The organism is Suilimivivens aceti (assembly GCF_025567405.1).
Lineage (GTDB): Bacteria > Bacillota > Clostridia > Lachnospirales > Lachnospiraceae > Suilimivivens > Suilimivivens aceti.
In genome coordinates, this window is sequence record NZ_JAOQKJ010000012.1 from 58123 (window position 1) to 74681 (window position 16559).

Here is a 16559-nt window from a genome sequence, read left to right on the forward strand (position 1 = left end):
TTTATGAAAAAATTGAAATTTTGGCTTTTGGGAATTTTCTGTATGGCAGTTCTGACTGTTACGGCAGGGCTGTGTATTCCTGCAACTGTCAGGGCTGCAGAGGCAGGACAGGGTACAGAAAATATCGATACAGAAGAGCTGCTTGGAGATGTGAAGGATAAGCTCTCCGAGGCAGTATCAGAAATGGATCCGAAGACAGTAAAAGAGATTTTCAGGTTTGCTTCCGAAAAGATTTCTGATGGAAGTCTGGACAGTGAAGAAGGGTTAAAGGCGGCTATTCAGGAAAGTGAAGAAAAATTCGGGATCATCATTAAGGAGGCCGATGCCAGAAAAGTGGTAGAAGCTATGCAAAAGCTGGAGAATATGGGCTTTTCTGCTGATTATGTACTGGATAAGGCAGAAACACTTTATGACAAATATGGAGCAGACTTTGTAGATCATACAAATGAAATTATCAGGGGTGCTGTGGAAAATGCAGTAAAGAATGCCGCAGAAAGCTTTTTCAGCAATTTATGGCAGTCCACGAAAAATTTTTTCGGTGGACTGCTTGGTGGCTTTCAGATAGCGGACAGGCAGTGAAAGGACAGTAAATGAGCGCAGGATTGCCGTGTGTGATTCGGTTTGTATCATCGGATGAATGGGAAGAAGCAATGGGACTTGCCTGGAAAACCTTCCTGGAATATGAGGGCGATGTTTATCCGCCAGAGGGAGTGCGCAGCTTTGAGGATTTTATCACCGACTCTGATCTGAAAAGAATGTTTGCGCTTGGAACCTATCAGATGATTGGAGCATTCTTCTCAGGAAAGCTGATAGGGATGATATCCCTGCGCAATAAAACGCATATTTCATTGTTGTTCGTGGACGGTGATTATCACCGGAGAGGGATTGGGAGAGCATTGATCTCGTTTCTTTCTGAGTATGTCAGGAAGGAAGAGGGACTTAACAGGCTGACGGTAAATGCGTCGCCTTATGGAGTTGGATTCTACCACAGACTGGGATTCCGGGATCTTGGTCCGGAGAAACAGCAGGATGGGATTATTTTTACTCCCATGCTTTTAGAATTTGACAGAGGATAAGGAGAAACAAATGGGAAGAATTTTTGGACTGGAAAGCCCTTTTATGAATTTTTTGAACAGAGTAGCAGATCTGATCTGGCTGAATATACTGACGATGATCTGCTGTATTCCGGTCGTAACGATCGGAGCATCTCTGACGGCAATGAATTATGTACTTTTGAAAATGGCAAAAAACGAAGAAGGATACATAACAAAGGCATTCTTTAAATCATTTAAACAGAATTTTAGACAGGCGACACTGATCCTGCTTATACAGCTTGTGATTTATGGAATCCTTGCGGGTGATCTCTTTGTTTTCCGTTATGCATCTATGGATTTCCCGGAATGGCTGCAGATTGCTGTGATAGCGGTGGGAATCCTTGTGACATTTGCGACTATATATCTGTACCCATTACTGGCAAGGTACGATAATGCAATTAAGGCAACCTATAAAAATTCTTTTCTTATGGGAGTGCTGAGTCTGCCAAGAACACTTCTCATGGTGCTGTGCTGGCTTATTCCTGTGATCGTGTTTTTCTTTGCTAATCCGATTCTGCCGCTTGTGTTCCTGCTTGGAATTTCAGGTCCCGGATATCTGAATGCACTTTTATACAGGAAGAGCTTTGAACGCTTTGAGGAAAAGGACGACGATACAGAAGAAGGATCCGGGGAAGCCGGGGATGAAGCTGTAGAGGAAGTTTCAGGAGAAATGACAGACCAGCATATGGAGTAGAGATGGAATCAAAAAAAAGGCAAATCTTACAGTGGTCGATTTTGGGAGGAATACTCGTCATTGTAGTGACGGTCATGCTCTGTGTCTCTTTTTCCAGGATCAAGAGAGAGGGCATTCAGAATTATGAAGATGTGATGACGAGTTCTGCATCCAAATATGCACAAAAAGTGAATATGGAATTGTCAGAGCTGCAGACAGCAGCTGATGTGGCAGCAGATGTCCTTTCCACGAGCAGCCATTATGGACAGAATCTGATCAAAGAGACGCTTATGGCGGTGCAGGAAAATACAAGCGCAGAAAAAGCAGTGTATTATAATGGTGGAAATACAGGATATGTATGGGACGGAACAGACTTTGCAACAGCAGATCTGAAAAAGGAGCCGTATTTTGAACAGCTTGCCGGACTGTCAGAAACCAAGGTTTTCTGTATGAGAAATTCTGAGGATCTGAAAACGACAGAGCTGGTCATCATGGCTCCGTCAGGGGAGACTGGCAAGGGGAGTGTGCTCCTGTATTTACCGGTACGGAAGCTGGATAAGCTTTTCAAGATCAGTGTTGACTTTGGTGCAGATGCATTTGCTCTGATCATTGACAAGAATGGCTATATTGTTACTAGTGGAACCTATGAAAGTGACTTCCTGACAGAACTTAATTTCTGGAACAATTTTGCAGATAAAAATAAGGAGTCTGTTTCAAAGGCGAGAGTCAGACTGATCAATGCCGTGACAGGATGTATAGAAGCTTCCTCCAAGGGGACAGGAGAAAAGAGGACAGTTGTATATGCACCTGTCCTGAACAGCGGATTCGATGTCATCATAGGTGTTGACCAAAGCTATGTTGACAAGAAGGAATCCAATTTCTGGAAGAGCAGCGGTGTAATGCTGACACAGCTTCTGCTTGTGCTGATCGGCTTCTTTGCCGCCTTCCTTACCATCAGCTATACGACCAAGAAGAATGTGGCGGAGCATGACAGACTGCTCCGTGAGGAGGCGGATACCGACCTTCTGACAGGACTGACAAACAAGCTGGCAACAGAGAGAAAGATCAAAGAGTATATGAAAGAAAATCCCAATTCCCTCGGTATGATGTTTGTACTTGACATTGATAATTTCAAGAAGATCAATGATACGATGGGACATGCCTTTGGCGATGAGGTGCTGAAGACCCTTGGCAGAACGATCAGCTCCCTGTTCCGTGTAACAGATATTATTGGACGTACGGGTGGTGATGAGTTTACCATATTTCTGAAATTCCTGAAATCCGATGAAAATACACTGAAGGAGGCCAGAAAGCTGGTGCAGTTCTTCAAGGATTTCACCGCAGGTGAATATGTAAAATATTCAGCAACAGCAAGTATTGGTGCTGCAGTATTCCCGGAGAACGGAAGTGATTTTGATTCCCTGTACAAAGCGGCAGATAAAGCACTTTACAAGGCAAAACAGAGAGGCAAGAACCAGCTGGCATTTTATGACGACAGAGACAGAAAATAGGAATTGTACAATTTGTATATAAAAATATGCACATGATGTACAAACTGTCGAAAGCAAATGGAATCAGAAAGGTTTCTAAGCATTTCTCACAATGGAATCAGAAATCTTTGTGGAATAGTGGTATAGCTAATTTGGACTACGTCCGTTATACTAATCTTAACGTTGAAGTTGAACCTATTTTTCAAGGAGGCTAATGAAATGGCAAGTTTATCATTAAAAAATATCTGCAAAGTATATCCTAACGGATTTGAAGCAGTAAAAGATTTCAATCTTGAAATCGCTGATCAGGAGTTTATTATTTTCGTAGGACCTTCAGGATGTGGTAAGTCTACAACCCTTCGTATGATCGCTGGTCTGGAGGATATTTCTTCTGGTGAATTAAAGATCGGTGACAGAGTTGTTAACGATGTAGAGCCTAAGGATAGAGATATCGCAATGGTATTCCAGAACTACGCTCTGTATCCTCATATGTCAGTATATGACAATATGGCTTTCGGACTTAAGCTGAGAAAGGTTCCGAAGGATGAAATCGATAAGATGGTTAAGGAAGCAGCTAAGGTTCTTGATCTGACAGCACTTCTTGACCGTAAGCCCAAGGCTCTTTCTGGTGGACAGAGACAGCGTGTTGCAATGGGACGTGCTATTGTTCGTAATCCTAAGGTATTCCTTATGGATGAGCCTCTTTCAAACCTGGATGCAAAGCTTCGTGTACAGATGCGTATTGAGATCGCTAAGCTGCATCAGAGACTTGGTACCACCATCATCTATGTAACACATGACCAGACAGAGGCTATGACTCTTGGTGATAGAATCGTTGTTATGAAGGACGGTGTTGTTCAGCAGGTAGATACACCTCAGAATCTGTATGAGAAACCCGTAAACCTGTTTGTTGCAGGATTCATGGGATCACCTCAGATGAACTTCCTGGATGCTGTTGTAGATGTTAAGGGTGATACAGCATACTTAAAGGTAGCTGGAAGTGAGATTCCTCTTCCTCCTGCTAAGTCCAAGAAGCTGATCGAGGGAGGATATGCTGGAAAGACAGTTACATTTGGTATCCGTCCTGAAGATGTATATGATTCAGAGATGTTCATTGAAACTGCTAAGTGCGTATTTGAATCTACTATCAAGGTTTATGAATTGCTTGGTGCAGAAGTTTACTTATACTTTGATCTGGCTGAGTTCCCTATCACTGCAAGAGTTGATTCCAGAACAACAGCAAGACCTGGCGATACTGTTAAGTTCGCATTCGATGTTGAGAAGATTCACGTATTTGACAAAGAAACAGAGCAGGTTATCACAAACTAGGAATAATCTATATGAGGGATGCACATTGCATCCCTCTTTTTACTTAAGGCAAAAATAAGTGAACGCCCGGGAGGGGATGCTTGTTTTTTGCTGATCGCCCAGATATGAAAAGAGAGGAATGAAAGCGGATGATATCTTCACAGGTAATAGCAACAAGTATTGAAGAGCTGCGTGCCATAACGAGAGTAGAACTTTGTGTCTATGATCCGGATGGAACTACGGTAGCGTCTACTTTCGATAACAAGGATATAGAAGCAGGACTGATCAGAAGCTTCGTGGAATCTCCGGCAGATAGTCAGGTGATTGGTTTTGATCATCTTCTAAAGATCATGGATGAGGGAGAACTGGCTTTTGTTCTTGTGGCAAGAGGAAGCAGTGATGATACTTATGTTGTTGGAAGAATTGCAGCAAGCCAGATCCAACAGCTCATGGCGGCTTATAAGGAACGGTTTGACAGAAATAATTTCTTCCAGAATCTTTTACTTGACAATCTTTTACTGGTGGATATTTATAACAGGGCAAAGAAGCTTCATATTGAAGTAACAGTACCGAGAGTGGTGCTGATCGTGGAGACGGAGAAGGAAAGAGACAGTACGGCAGCAGAGTTTCTGGGGGGACTGTTTTCTTCCCAGTCAGGTGACTTTATTACCGCCATTGATGAGAGCAGTGTGATCCTGATCAAGTCACTGGAACCGGGAGAAGGCTATGAGACGGTAGAGCAGACCGCAAATATGATCGTGGATATGATGAATGCTGAAGCAATGATGAATGTAAGGGTTGCTTATGGAACGATTGTGCAGGAGCTGAAGGATGTGTCAAAATCCTATAAGGAAGCCAGCCTGGCGCTGGATGTTGGCAAGATATTCTATGTTGAGAAGAAGGTCAATGCTTATAGCAATCTGGGTATAGGAAGATTGATCTATCAGCTGCCGGTAAATTTATGCAGGATCTTTATTGATGAGATTTTTGGAGATGCTGACCCGGCAGAATTTGATGAGGAGATTCTGACAACAGTGAATAAATTTTTTGAAAATAACCTGAACGTTTCAGAAACCTCCAGACAGCTTTTTGTACATCGGAATACACTGGTGTACCGGATTGAAAAGCTTCAGAAGAGTACAGGGCTGGATGTCAGGACATTTGATGATGCCCTCACCTTCAAGATTGCCATGATGGTAGTTAATTATATGAAATATCTGGATCATCTGAATTATTAAAAGAATAGATGATAATGAAGGTAGAAATACCTTACAAGAGATAAAAAGTACTGAACAACCCGTATCTCTGCATATACATATATGTGGAGGGATGCGGGTTGAATTTATATGAAAAGAAAATTGTATATTTACATAGAACAAAAGGAGATGGAACGGTAGAAAACTGTGGCTTTGCTTCCTTTCAGTGTATTCCGGGAGGTTATAAGCTGGCAGTACAGCTCCGGCCGTTGCAAAGAACTGCAGGGGAAATGAAAATTTCGGAAGAAATCAAAGAAGAGGTATCTGTATATCTGGGTATGGCAGAGGAAGATAGGGACAATACTGCGGCAGGAGGAGCAATAGCGGGAAGACAGATAGAAATAGGGAAGCTGTCTGTCAGATGCAGCAGTGGAAACGGGATGTTCCGGTTTCCAGGTAATCAGGACGAGATCAGGATTAATAATAACAGGTACGCAGTCAGCAAAGCAACAGGGATCCGGATAATACGGCATGATGGATGGGAGGCTGCAGGCAGTTTCGGACAGGAGAAAACAGACGGGGATGGATTTTGCAAAGAGGACTTAACACTAATGCCGGATAAATGGGAACAATTAAAAAAGCAGTATGAAATCCTGCATCCATTTGGTGATGAAAGAGAATTTATTTCGATCAGACCGGCAGATTTTGTCATAATGACGCAGAAATATCAGAAGCTTGTCCATAACAGCTTCCTTCTCCATGGCTATTTCAACTACAGGCATCTTATACTGGGCAGGGATACAGGATCTTTTGGGAACGGTGATATCTGCTTCTGCCTGGGGGTTCCGGGGGTATTTTATGAAAGGGAGAAAATGGTAGCCATTATGTTTGGGTTTGAGGGCTTTGAAACTGAAGGGAAGGTCGAAGATGGAAAATTTGGATATTATCTGAGAAAAGTAGAAATTTGAAAAAAAAGATGTTATCATGTACATAGGTACCAGAGTCCATGTTTGATGGATAACGAAGGATTAACAGCTATGAAAATTGCGGTCTTGATCGGTGGTCTGCGTTTTGACAGTCAGCGCCGTATTATGAATGGAATATTGGAAAAGGCGGTCTTTGACGGGACGGATGTTTTTATTTTCACCTGTGATTCGTGGACCTATTCTTCTCCTTATTATACTAAAGGAGAAACTGCTATTTTCTCATTGCCGGATCTGAAAGATTACGACGGTGTGATCCTTCATGGTGACACAGTATATGACAAGAGTGTCATATCTGAACTGGTAAAAAAGATCAGGGAAGCAAGGATTCCCTGTATCAGCCTGAATGTAAAATATCCGGGAATGCTTTATATGGGTATGGATAATGCCAATGGAATTTACGGGATTGTGGAGCATCTCCTCCAGGTACATCGGGCGAAGCACTTTGCTTTTATATCAGGACCGGAAGAGAATATGGATTCCACGGAGAGATGGGAGAGCTTCCGGAAGGCACTGGCGGACAATAAGATTCCCTTCGATAACCGCTATTTTTATTACGGTGATTATCATCCTGAGAGTGGGAAAAAGGCAGTTGGATATTTCTACGACCTGCCTGGAGCATTTCCGGATGCTATTGTGGCGGCTAATGATGAAATGGCATTAGGGGCTTTTTACAAGCTGAAGGAGCTGGGGTATGAGGTCCCAGAGCAGGTGCTCCTTACCGGGTATGATAATGCGATCGTTGGCAGGAACCATTCTCCAAGGATCACCAGTGTGGAGAGACCGGAGACAGAGCTTGGAGCAAAGGCATATGAAAAGCTCAGGGATGTGATCCTTGGGAAAGAGGGATCGGAAGAAACAACCCTGAAAAGTCATCTGATCTTTACCGAAAGCTGTGGCTGCCATGACAGTGAAGCAGAACCGGAGGAAAGCTTCCGGATGAAGATGATCACAGACAAGCTTCATGTGACAGAGTTTTCTGAGATCGTGAAATCCTCATCAGCAGATTTTACCGGGGCACCCACCTTTGAACAGCTGCTGGCAGAGATACGCAGATACATTAAACTGATCAATCCGAATGAGTTCTATATGTGTATGTGTGTGGTGGAGGACTCTTACCAGACAGACAGAAATTATGAGATTACGGGAAAAACACAGATAGAAGCACTGTCACAATATGCACCGGAAATCTGCATTCCGCTGATCTACAGGCGGGGAGAATTTGAGAATTATGGAAGATTCCCGGTAGAAAAGTTTCTTCCGGATAAATACACAGTAGCAGGAAAAGGCAGGTTCTACACTGTAGTTCCGCTGCATTATCAGGATCGCTGCTATGGTTACTGTGTTATCGGAAACAGCCGTCTGATGATGGACAGCGAGCTTTTCCATTTATTTATCATGAATATTAATAATGCCCTGGAGAATTTAAGAAAGCAGTCAATGCTGAATTCCATGGTGCACAGACTGAACCGGATGTGGATCTATGATACCCTGACAGAAGTATTTAACAGAGCAGGATTTTTCAAGTTCGCACCGAACCTGATCCATGAGGCTATCGACAGGAAAGAGAATCTGTTTATTCTGTTCCTGGATCTGGATGGACTTAAGAGCGTCAATGACAGGTATGGTCATGACGAAGGAGATGCTTTTATCAAGGCAATGGGAATGATCCTGCGTCAGTTACATGGAAACGGGGAACTGGTGATGCGCTATGGTGGTGATGAGTTTGTCGTTATGTCCAAAAATTATACGGATGAGAAGGCGGCAGGCTATATCCGCAGGATCGAAAGAAGCATTGATGAATATAACATGACCTCCGGCAAGGAGTATAAACTGGGCGCCAGTATGGGGTACAGTCTGGTAGAGCCGGAAGAAGACATGAAGCTGGAGGATCTGATCGAAGTAGCAGATCAGGAGATGTATAAGGTAAAAAAAGCCAAAAAGGAAAGGCTGAAAAACCAGCAGCCGTAAGGCGTGTACCTGATACAGAAAAAATCAGGAGGGGCGGTTAAGCTCCTCCTGTTATTGTGTGTGCGGTATCTGCGCTAAAGGAAGCTGCCATGCGTTACCCTTCTGATTAACTCGGGGCAGGTGACCCTGCGGCACATGGAAAAATTCCTCTTAGTGCTGCTTTGTTCCCAACCTGACACGGTTCGTGGACATCCATTGCGCAGGACCCACCCTTCAGCGCCATCAAAAAGGGGCAGCCACAGCAGCTTCCTTCAGAGCAGATATGTATTACTTTAGTAGTATATGGGGTTTTCGAAGATTTGTCAACTTGAAAGGAAACAGGAAATGACTGAGCAGGAAAAGTATATGAAGGCGGCCATAAAGCAGGCAAAAAAGGCATACGCTCTGCTTGAGGTACCGATCGGCTGTGTCATCGTCCACGAAGGAAAGATCATAGGAAGAGGTTATAACCGTAGAAATACGGATAAAAATACGCTGGCACATGCAGAGATCACAGCGATCAACAGGGCGAGCAAAAAACTTGGTGACTGGCGGCTTGAGGGCTGCACGCTGTATGTGACACTGGAACCCTGTCAAATGTGTGCAGGCGCGATCGTACAGGCCAGGATCGATGAGGTGGTAATGGGTTGCATGAATCCCAAGGCAGGCTGTGGGGGTTCCATACTGAATATTCTGGAGGATGAAAGATTTAACCACCAGGTGAAGGTGACAAGAGGAGTTCTGGAAGAGGAGTGCTCCAGTATGCTGAAAGAATTCTTTAAGGGACTTCGGGTGAGAGTAAAGATGGAGAAGAAGCTGCGGGCGTCGGCCGTGGCTGAAAATACTGCTGTGCAGCAGAAAGAAACAGGAGAAGAGAATGTTAACGAAGATAAAAAATAAATATATAGATACTGCATTTTTTAGATATGTACTGGTGCTTGCTGTTCCCATGATCATTCAGAATGCCATTACCAGCTTTGTCAGCTTCCTTGACAATATCATGGTCGGGCAGGTGGGAACAGAGCAGATGTCCGGTGTAGCCATTGTCAATCAGCTTATTTTTGTATTTAATATCTGTATCTGGGGCGGTGTGTCCGGCGCCGGGATATTTGGTACCCAGTTTTATGGTAAAGGGGATTATGAAGGGCAGAAGTATGCATTCCGGTTTAAAATGTATGCCTGTATCATTATCGCCGGGATCGCCCTGCTTTTGTTTGGATTCTTAGATACAGATCTGATCTCCCTGTACTTAAGTGACGGAGGAAGTGTGGGGAACACTGCACTTGCCCTTCAGTATGGAGAGCAATATCTGAGGATCATGATGGCAGGACTTGTGCCATTTGCTGTCAGCCAGGCCTATGTGAATACGATCAGGGAAACCGGGCATACATTTGTGCCGATGCTGGCGAGTCTGGCAGCAGTGGTAACCAATCTGGTGCTGGATTATGTGCTGATCTTCGGGATAGGAGGGGTTCCGGCCTATGGGGTGCAGGGTGCAGCCATAGCGACAGTGGCAGCCAGATTTGTGGAATGTGCCATTGTGGTGATCTGGGCACATACTCATCTGGAGCAGAACCCGTATCTGAAGGGAGTCTATCATGGATTCTCTGTTCCGGGACATATTTTGTCTGGCATTATTAAAAAGGGAACACCGCTGATGTTCAATGAAATGCTCTGGGCAGTGGGAATGGCTGTGATCGCCCAGTGCTACGCTGTCCGTGGCCTTGAGGTAGTAGCGGCACAGAATATTTCCTCTACCATAAGCAATCTGTTTAATATTGTTTACCTCCAGCTTGGCGGGTGCATTTCCATCGTAGTCGGACAGCTTCTTGGTGCAGGACGGCTGGAGGAAGCCAGGGATAAAGATAATAAGATGATTTTTTTCTGTGTGCTCTGCTGCATGGGAGTATCACTTATTATGATATTTGCAGGCCGTTATTTTCCGATGATCTACAAGACAGAGGACAGTATCAAGGAGCTTGCCGGCAGATTTATTATGATCTCCGCTCTGGTCATGCCGCTTTGTGCTTTTTCACATGCGTCCTATTTCACACTGAGGTCCGGGGGCAAGACTGGAATCACCTTTCTGTTTGACAGTGTTTATACCTGGGTAATTGTAATTCCGCTCGCTACAATACTTGCCAAGCATACAGCACTTACCATAGAAATGGTGTTTTTCTTTGTATCCTTTACGGAGATCATTAAGGTTACCATCGGTTATTTTATGATCCGCAGTGATATCTGGCTGCAGAATATTGTAAAGGAGCCGTAAACCCGTTTAAAATGTGAATGCTACTTATAATAACAATATTTTGATATTTGTGGCTTGTGTAATACTATATCTTGTACTATAATTAAAAACGTACATCGTTAGTACAAGGAGGGGTTTCATGAAGGTAATTAAGAGGAACGGGTCAGAGGTAGACTTTGACATCAGAAAAATTGTAGCTGCAGTTGCCAAGGCGAACAAGGCGGCGATCAGGGAAGAGCTCACAGAGGAGCAGATCGAGGAGATCGCGGATTATATTAATTTCAAATGCAGCAAGATGAACCGAGCTATTTCCGTAGAGGAAATGCAGGATATGGTAGAAAATCAGATCATGGCACAGGGGGCCTTCAATGTGGCGAGATGTTATGTAAAGTACCGCTATACCCGTTCTCTTGTAAGAAAAAGCAATACAACAGATGACAGGATCCTGTCTCTGATCGAATGTAATAATGAAGAGGTTCTGCAGGAGAATTCCAATAAGGATCCGATCATCAACAGTGTGCAGCGTGATTATATGGCAGGAGAGGTAAGCAAGGATCTGACAAGAAGGCTGCTGCTTCCCCAGGATATCGTAAAGGCAGACCAGGAGGGTCTGATCCATTTCCACGATGCAGACTATTTTGCACAGCATATGCACAACTGTGATCTGGTTAACCTGGAGGATATGCTGCAGAACGGAACTGTTATCAGTGAGACATATATTGACAAGCCTCACAGCTTTTCCACAGCCTGCAATATTGCCATGCAGATCATTGCGCAGGTGGCCAGCAACCAGTACGGCGGTCAGAGCATTTCTCTGACACATCTGGTTCCCTTTGTACAGGTATCCAGAGAAAAGATCCACAGGGAAGTGCTCGAGGACGCAGAGCTGATGGGTGATACACCATCAAACGAAGTGATCAGCAGGGTTGTTGAGAGACGGCTCCGCAAAGAGATCGAAAAGGGTGTACAGACGATCCAGTATCAGGTGATCACATTGATGACCACCAATGGTCAGGCTCCGTTCCTTTCCGTATTTATGTATCTGAATGAGGCAAAGAGTGCACAGGAAAAGAAGGATCTTGCGCTTGTGATCGAGGAAATGCTGAACCAGAGGATCCAGGGAGTCAAGAATGAAAGCGGAACCTATATCACACCGGCATTTCCCAAGCTGATCTATGTGCTTGAGGATGACAATATCCATGAGGGAGATCCGTATTTTTATCTGACAGAGCTGGCTGCAAAATGTACTGCCAAGAGGTTGGTTCCTGATTATATTTCCGAGAAGATCATGAAGCAGCTCAAGGAAGGAAACTGTTTTCCTGTTATGGGATGCAGGAGTGCCCTGAATCCCTGGAAGGATGAGAATGGAAATTATAAATTCTATGGAAGATTTAATCAGGGTGTTGTAACCATCAACCTGGTGGATGTGGCACTTTCTTCCCAAAGAGATATGGATAAGTTCTGGAAGATCTTTGATGAGAGACTGGAGCTTTGCTATAAGGCACTGATGTACAGGCATAACCGTCTGAAGGGAACTCTTTCTGATGCAGCACCGATCCTGTGGCAGTATGGTGCGCTGGCAAGGCTGAAAAAGGGAGAAACGATCGATAAGCTGCTGTATGGAGGATATTCTACAATTTCCCTTGGCTATGCTGGACTCTGTGAATGCGTCAGATATATGACAGGAAAGTCACATACCGATCCGGAGGCGAAGCCTTTTGCACTGGAAGTGATGAAATATATGAATAAGGCCTGCGAGAAATGGAAGGAAGAAACCAATATTGCATTCAGTATTTATGGTTCACCGATCGAGAGCACCACTTATAAGTTTGCCAAGTGTCTGCAGAGAAGGTTTGGTATTATCGAAGGCGTGACGGACAAGGGGTATATCACAAACAGCTATCATGTGCATGTAACAGAGCCGATCGATGCTTTTTCCAAGCTGAAGTTTGAATCGGATTTCCAGGCACTTTCCACAGGCGGGGCGATCAGCTATGTAGAGGTTCCCAATATGCAGGATAATATCCCGGCGGTGCTCAGTATCATGGAATTTATTTATGACAATATCATGTATGCAGAGCTGAATACCAAGAGTGATTTCTGCCAGGAATGTGGCTATAACGGAGAAATCCGTATTGTAGAGGATGATGGCAAGCTGGTATGGGAATGCCCGAAGTGCGGCAACCGTAACCAGAATACCTTAAATGTGGCAAGACGTACCTGTGGCTATATTGGTACACAATTCTGGAATCAGGGAAGAACGCAGGAGATCAGAGAGAGGGTGCTGCATTTATAATGAACTACGCAAATATTAAATATAATGATATTGCAGACGGAGAGGGCATACGTACCTCTCTGTTCGTTTCCGGGTGTACCCATCACTGTAAAGGGTGCTTTAATGAGGAAGCCTGGGATTTTAATTATGGAAAACCATTTACCAGAGAGGTAGAGGATGGGATTCTTGAGAGTCTTAAGCCATCTTATATTGCAGGACTGACGCTGCTTGGCGGGGAACCCTTTGAACCGGCAAACCAGAGAGTGCTTATGCCTTTCCTGAAACGGGTCAGAGAGCAGCTTCCGGACAAAAATATCTGGTGTTATTCCGGATATACCCTGGAGGAGCTTCAGGGAGAGAGCCGGGCACACTGTGAATGTACAGAGGAAATGCTGTCGCTTCTGGATGTACTGGTAGATGGAGAATTCGTGGAGGAGAAGAAGGATATCAGCCTGGCATTCCGTGGCTCTGCAAATCAGCGGATCCTGCGGATGAAGGAGAGGCAGACCTTTTAAGGACAGATACTCACAAAGATAATCATACAATGCTTTTTTGTACGTGGAATGAAAAATGCAACATTTTACAATAAAATGTTGCATTTTTGCGTTCACTATTAATATCGGCACTTAGGGAAATTACTTTATAGGGAAATTGAAATTTTTTAATTTGGTACATTTATCCTCAATTGCCAAAGTAAATTCAGGTAAGTGCTAACTCTGTTTCGACCTCTTTTACAAACGCAGGACTACATTCAGCTATTGCACAGATATCTTCTGTTTTGTACCCTCTGTTTATCATGTTCCGGATAACGATTTTCTGATCCTCAATTTTGCCTTCAATTTTGCCCTCAATCCGGCCTTCATTACGTTCATCCTGCATCAATTCTTGTAAAGCCTGGCACATATTAAATTCCTCCTTCTGGTTTTTCGTCTTATATAAATCCTTCTTCTGAAGCATAGCTGCGTTATCTGTCATGACAGCAATGGCGTCTCATGTATCTTCATTCAGATGGGAATAGGTCTCGTCCTTCATCAGTTCAATCATTTTCTTCTTATTGTTTCTGCAGTTCATGGCTTGAAACAATGGTTTCAGATCGGAGTGGAATGCATCAAATATATGCTGCTCATTAATGCAGAACAGGTGCAGATGGTATTCTTCAAACAACGATTGCAGATTTTGGTTTTGAGGATCAAAAGCCATCATATCCGATAGCTTTCTTGGACCATCCCATGGTTCTGTGCCGCTGTAAAGACAGAGCGTATATACAGGATGCAGTCTGTCCGATCTTAGAATACCGGAAAGTGTTTCATCCATGCTGAGAGCTGGATTTTTCAGCCTGATTTCGGAGTTCATGAGCAGTCTGCGTTCCTGTTTTCTTTCTTTCAGCTGCCGGCGGTACTCTGCGGCATCATACCCCATACACCGCACCGGCATGGCATAATCAATGTAGCTTTGACTTTCTACAGCAAGTACCTGTAAAACCATGCCAGATCCAAGTACCATTTTTACATCACGGATGATTTCCGTATCTTTTTGTCGTGTTTTCCCTGGCATCCCTTTATCTGTGATCACATAGTTTTCCGAAGCTTCCCGTAAATCTTCTGCCCGGATGATCTGCCTTCCCTGAAAGCAGCAGCCATTAAAGAGATCTGCAAACCAATCCTTATTCTGTAGAAACTCCTTCATGCAAGTATCATATTTCCCCATAAAATTCCTCCTTTGTGCGCAGAGGATCCTATGGGTTGTTGAAAATCCTCTGCTTATTCAAAATAGTTTGGATTGCAAAGCATGGATTTTCTGATCTTTAGAATGTCAGGCTACATCGAAAGGAAGTAACTGACCAAGAAAAGGGGAATCCCCTTTAACATACAGATCTGATTATTGCAATCAAAGTATCTGTAAAAAGAAATCTTCTATGCTTTGAGATGATTCTAACATAGAAGTTTTCAAACTGCAATAAATGTTTTTTCGTTTCACTGATGATAAAAAGAATGCAACATTTTGTAATCAAATGTTGCATTCTTGCGTTCACTAATAATATCGGCACTTGGGGAAATTACTTTATAGGCAAATTGAAATTTTTTAATTTGGTATGTTTAGCGATATCTAATCTCATCCGGATTCTTTTCTTTTTGCCTGTAAAATCTCGTTTATTTGATCAATATAACTTGTGCCAGCCAAAAGCGTCATTGGATACCTGTCTGAACCTGTTCGACCAGAGAAGGATCACATTCCAAAAATCTGCAGATATTTTCACAGGAAACACCACCAGCCAACATATTGGAAATGATAGTCCTGATTTTAGCTTCACTGTTCTGCTTCTCCAGAAGGATCCCTTCGTGTTTCCCCTCACGCTTTCCGATAAGAATCCCCTCATTCATTTTATCCGCCATTAATTCATCTAAAGCCTGGCACATATCAAATCCCTCCTGATTTCCGTATGTATTTCTGAAAGCTTCTTTGTTTTGAAGCAGGGCTGCATTGTCTGTGATGACAGGCAGAATATCGATATTACTGGATGCTTTCCCGTATCTGTTCAACAAAGGAAGGATCGCATTCCAAAAACCTGCAGATATTTTCACAGGAAACACCACCAGCCAACATATTGGAAATGATAGTCCTGATCTTAGCTTCACTGTTCTGCTTCTCCAGAAGGATCCCTTCGTGTTTCCCCTCACGCTTTCCGATAAGAATCCCTTCGTGTTTTCCCTCACGTTTTCCGATAAGAATCCCCTCATTCATTTTATCCGCCATTAATTCATCTAAAGCCTGGCACATATCAAATCCCTCCTGATTTCCGTATGTATTTCTGAAAGCCTCTTTGTTTTGAAGCAGGGCTGCATTGTCTGTCATGACAGCAATGGCGTCCCATGTGTCTTCGTTTAAATGGGAATAGAGATTATCCCCCATAAGCTCGGTCAGCTTCTGCTTGTCCTTCCTACAGTTCATGGCACGAAAAAGCTGCCGGAGGTCTGTGTGAAATTCATCAAATCCACTATGCTCATTAACACAAAACAGATTGAGCGGATAGTCTCTGAACAGGAATCTCAGATAATTATCATTTGGATGAAATGCCATCATATCTGAAAGTGTCCGTGGCCCATCCCATGGATCTGTACCACTATAGAGACAAACAGTATAAACCGGCTGCAGCCGGTCCGTTTTCAAAATTCCGGACAGTTTTTCATGGCTCGTTGCAGCAGACACTGCGCCGGATGTGATACAGGGTCCTTTTTGACGCCCGTTCATTAAATTCCATCTACGCTTCTTTGCTTTTAGCTGCCTGTGATATTCTGCGGCATCATACCCCATGCACCGCACCGGCATGCTGTAGTCAAT

16 protein-coding genes and 1 other RNA gene are annotated in these 16559 nt (G+C 43.7%); 12 read left to right on the forward strand and 5 right to left on the reverse strand.

Annotated features, from left to right (window positions below):
- Positions 1-3: 3 nt before the first annotated feature.
- The 8 genes from OCV77_RS13460 to OCV77_RS13495 all read left to right on the forward strand — a co-directional run bounded on the left by OCV77_RS13460 (position 4) and on the right by OCV77_RS13495 (position 8715).
- Complete coding sequence (locus OCV77_RS13460; protein ID WP_262575530.1) at positions 4-579, forward strand: DUF1002 domain-containing protein; 576 nt, start codon at positions 4-6, stop codon at positions 577-579.
- An 11-nt stretch (positions 580-590) separates the two neighbouring features.
- Complete coding sequence (locus OCV77_RS13465; protein ID WP_262575531.1) at positions 591-1076, forward strand: GNAT family N-acetyltransferase; 486 nt, start codon at positions 591-593, stop codon at positions 1074-1076.
- Between the two features lie 10 nt (positions 1077-1086).
- Complete coding sequence (locus tag OCV77_RS13470; RefSeq protein WP_262575533.1) at positions 1087-1788, forward strand: YesL family protein; 702 nt, start codon at positions 1087-1089, stop codon at positions 1786-1788.
- Positions 1789-1790: 2 nt separating this feature from the next.
- Entirely contained in the window at positions 1791-3278 is a 1488-nt protein-coding gene (locus tag OCV77_RS13475; RefSeq protein ID WP_262575535.1) for a sensor domain-containing diguanylate cyclase, read from the forward strand.
- A 198-nt stretch (positions 3279-3476) separates the two neighbouring features.
- Complete coding sequence (locus tag OCV77_RS13480; RefSeq protein WP_118798956.1) at positions 3477-4586, forward strand: ABC transporter ATP-binding protein; 1110 nt, start codon at positions 3477-3479, stop codon at positions 4584-4586.
- A 128-nt stretch (positions 4587-4714) separates the two neighbouring features.
- Complete coding sequence (locus OCV77_RS13485; protein ID WP_118798955.1) at positions 4715-5803, forward strand: PucR family transcriptional regulator; 1089 nt, start codon at positions 4715-4717, stop codon at positions 5801-5803.
- A 98-nt stretch (positions 5804-5901) separates the two neighbouring features.
- A complete protein-coding gene (locus OCV77_RS13490; protein WP_262575537.1) occupies positions 5902-6729 on the forward strand; it encodes a hypothetical protein in 828 nt (275 codons plus the stop codon).
- Between the two features lie 45 nt (positions 6730-6774).
- A complete protein-coding gene (locus OCV77_RS13495; protein WP_262575539.1) occupies positions 6775-8715 on the forward strand; it encodes a GGDEF domain-containing protein in 1941 nt (646 codons plus the stop codon).
- A gap of 66 nt (positions 8716-8781) precedes the next feature.
- On the opposite strand, the gene ffs is transcribed toward OCV77_RS13495, so the two are convergent.
- An RNA gene (ffs, locus tag OCV77_RS13500) (signal recognition particle sRNA large type) lies at positions 8782-8981 on the reverse strand.
- 58 nt (positions 8982-9039) lie between these two features.
- On the opposite strand from ffs, the gene tadA reads away from it, so the two are divergent.
- From tadA to nrdG, 4 genes are all read left to right on the forward strand, one after another.
- A complete protein-coding gene (gene tadA, locus OCV77_RS13505; protein WP_262575540.1) occupies positions 9040-9594 on the forward strand; it encodes a tRNA adenosine(34) deaminase TadA in 555 nt (184 codons plus the stop codon).
- On the forward strand, positions 9572-10966 hold the full coding sequence (locus OCV77_RS13510; RefSeq protein WP_262575541.1) for an MATE family efflux transporter: 1395 nt from the start codon (positions 9572-9574) through the stop codon (positions 10964-10966). Before tadA ends, OCV77_RS13510 begins: the two co-directional genes overlap by 23 nt.
- A gap of 118 nt (positions 10967-11084) precedes the next feature.
- Complete coding sequence (gene nrdD, locus OCV77_RS13515; RefSeq protein ID WP_262575542.1) at positions 11085-13241, forward strand: anaerobic ribonucleoside-triphosphate reductase; 2157 nt, start codon at positions 11085-11087, stop codon at positions 13239-13241.
- Entirely contained in the window at positions 13241-13735 is a 495-nt protein-coding gene (gene nrdG, locus OCV77_RS13520; protein ID WP_262575544.1) for an anaerobic ribonucleoside-triphosphate reductase activating protein, read from the forward strand. The genes nrdD and nrdG overlap by 1 nt, the downstream gene beginning before the upstream one ends.
- Before the next feature lie 184 nt (positions 13736-13919).
- Here nrdG and OCV77_RS13525 read toward each other — a convergent pair whose 3' ends face one another.
- The 4 genes from OCV77_RS13525 to OCV77_RS13540 all read right to left on the reverse strand — a co-directional run.
- On the reverse strand, positions 13920-14195 hold the full coding sequence (locus OCV77_RS13525; RefSeq protein WP_262575545.1) for a hypothetical protein: 276 nt from the start codon (positions 14193-14195) through the stop codon (positions 13920-13922).
- Positions 14196-14210: 15 nt separating this feature from the next.
- Positions 14211-14927, reverse strand: a complete 717-nt coding sequence (locus OCV77_RS13530) for a hypothetical protein (protein ID WP_262575546.1) — start codon at positions 14925-14927, stop codon at positions 14211-14213.
- A 479-nt stretch (positions 14928-15406) separates the two neighbouring features.
- The gene (locus tag OCV77_RS13535; protein ID WP_262575547.1) at positions 15407-15637 is read right to left on the reverse strand and encodes a hypothetical protein; all 231 of its coding nucleotides are present in this window, start codon (positions 15635-15637) and stop codon (positions 15407-15409) included.
- A gap of 94 nt (positions 15638-15731) precedes the next feature.
- On the reverse strand, positions 15732-16559 hold an 828-nt coding region (locus OCV77_RS13540), incomplete at its 5' end, for an RpnC/YadD family protein (RefSeq protein ID WP_262575548.1).

What these genes read in the sequence shown, in the direction of transcription:
- OCV77_RS13495 (WP_262575539.1), top strand. Translation starts at nt 6,775, where the DNA reads ATGGATAACGAAGGATTAACAGCTATGAAAATTGCGGTCTTGATCGGT.
- OCV77_RS13485 (WP_118798955.1), top strand. Translation starts at nt 4,715, where the DNA reads ATGATATCTTCACAGGTAATAGCAACAAGTATTGAAGAGCTGCGTGCC.
- nrdG (WP_262575544.1), top strand. Translation starts at nt 13,241, where the DNA reads ATGAACTACGCAAATATTAAATATAATGATATTGCAGACGGAGAGGGC.
- OCV77_RS13460 (WP_262575530.1), top strand. Translation starts at nt 4, where the DNA reads ATGAAAAAATTGAAATTTTGGCTTTTGGGAATTTTCTGTATGGCAGTT.
- tadA (WP_262575540.1), top strand. Translation starts at nt 9,040, where the DNA reads ATGACTGAGCAGGAAAAGTATATGAAGGCGGCCATAAAGCAGGCAAAA.
- nrdD (WP_262575542.1), top strand. Translation starts at nt 11,085, where the DNA reads ATGAAGGTAATTAAGAGGAACGGGTCAGAGGTAGACTTTGACATCAGA.
- OCV77_RS13510 (WP_262575541.1), top strand. Translation starts at nt 9,572, where the DNA reads ATGTTAACGAAGATAAAAAATAAATATATAGATACTGCATTTTTTAGA.
- OCV77_RS13480 (WP_118798956.1), top strand. Translation starts at nt 3,477, where the DNA reads ATGGCAAGTTTATCATTAAAAAATATCTGCAAAGTATATCCTAACGGA.
- OCV77_RS13530 (WP_262575546.1), bottom strand. Translation starts at nt 14,927, where the DNA reads ATGGGGAAATATGATACTTGCATGAAGGAGTTTCTACAGAATAAGGAT.
- OCV77_RS13475 (WP_262575535.1), top strand. Translation starts at nt 1,791, where the DNA reads ATGGAATCAAAAAAAAGGCAAATCTTACAGTGGTCGATTTTGGGAGGA.
- OCV77_RS13465 (WP_262575531.1), top strand. Translation starts at nt 591, where the DNA reads ATGAGCGCAGGATTGCCGTGTGTGATTCGGTTTGTATCATCGGATGAA.
- OCV77_RS13470 (WP_262575533.1), top strand. Translation starts at nt 1,087, where the DNA reads ATGGGAAGAATTTTTGGACTGGAAAGCCCTTTTATGAATTTTTTGAAC.
- OCV77_RS13535 (WP_262575547.1), bottom strand. Translation starts at nt 15,637, where the DNA reads ATGTGCCAGGCTTTAGATGAATTAATGGCGGATAAAATGAATGAGGGG.
- OCV77_RS13525 (WP_262575545.1), bottom strand. Translation starts at nt 14,195, where the DNA reads ATGACAGATAACGCAGCTATGCTTCAGAAGAAGGATTTATATAAGACG.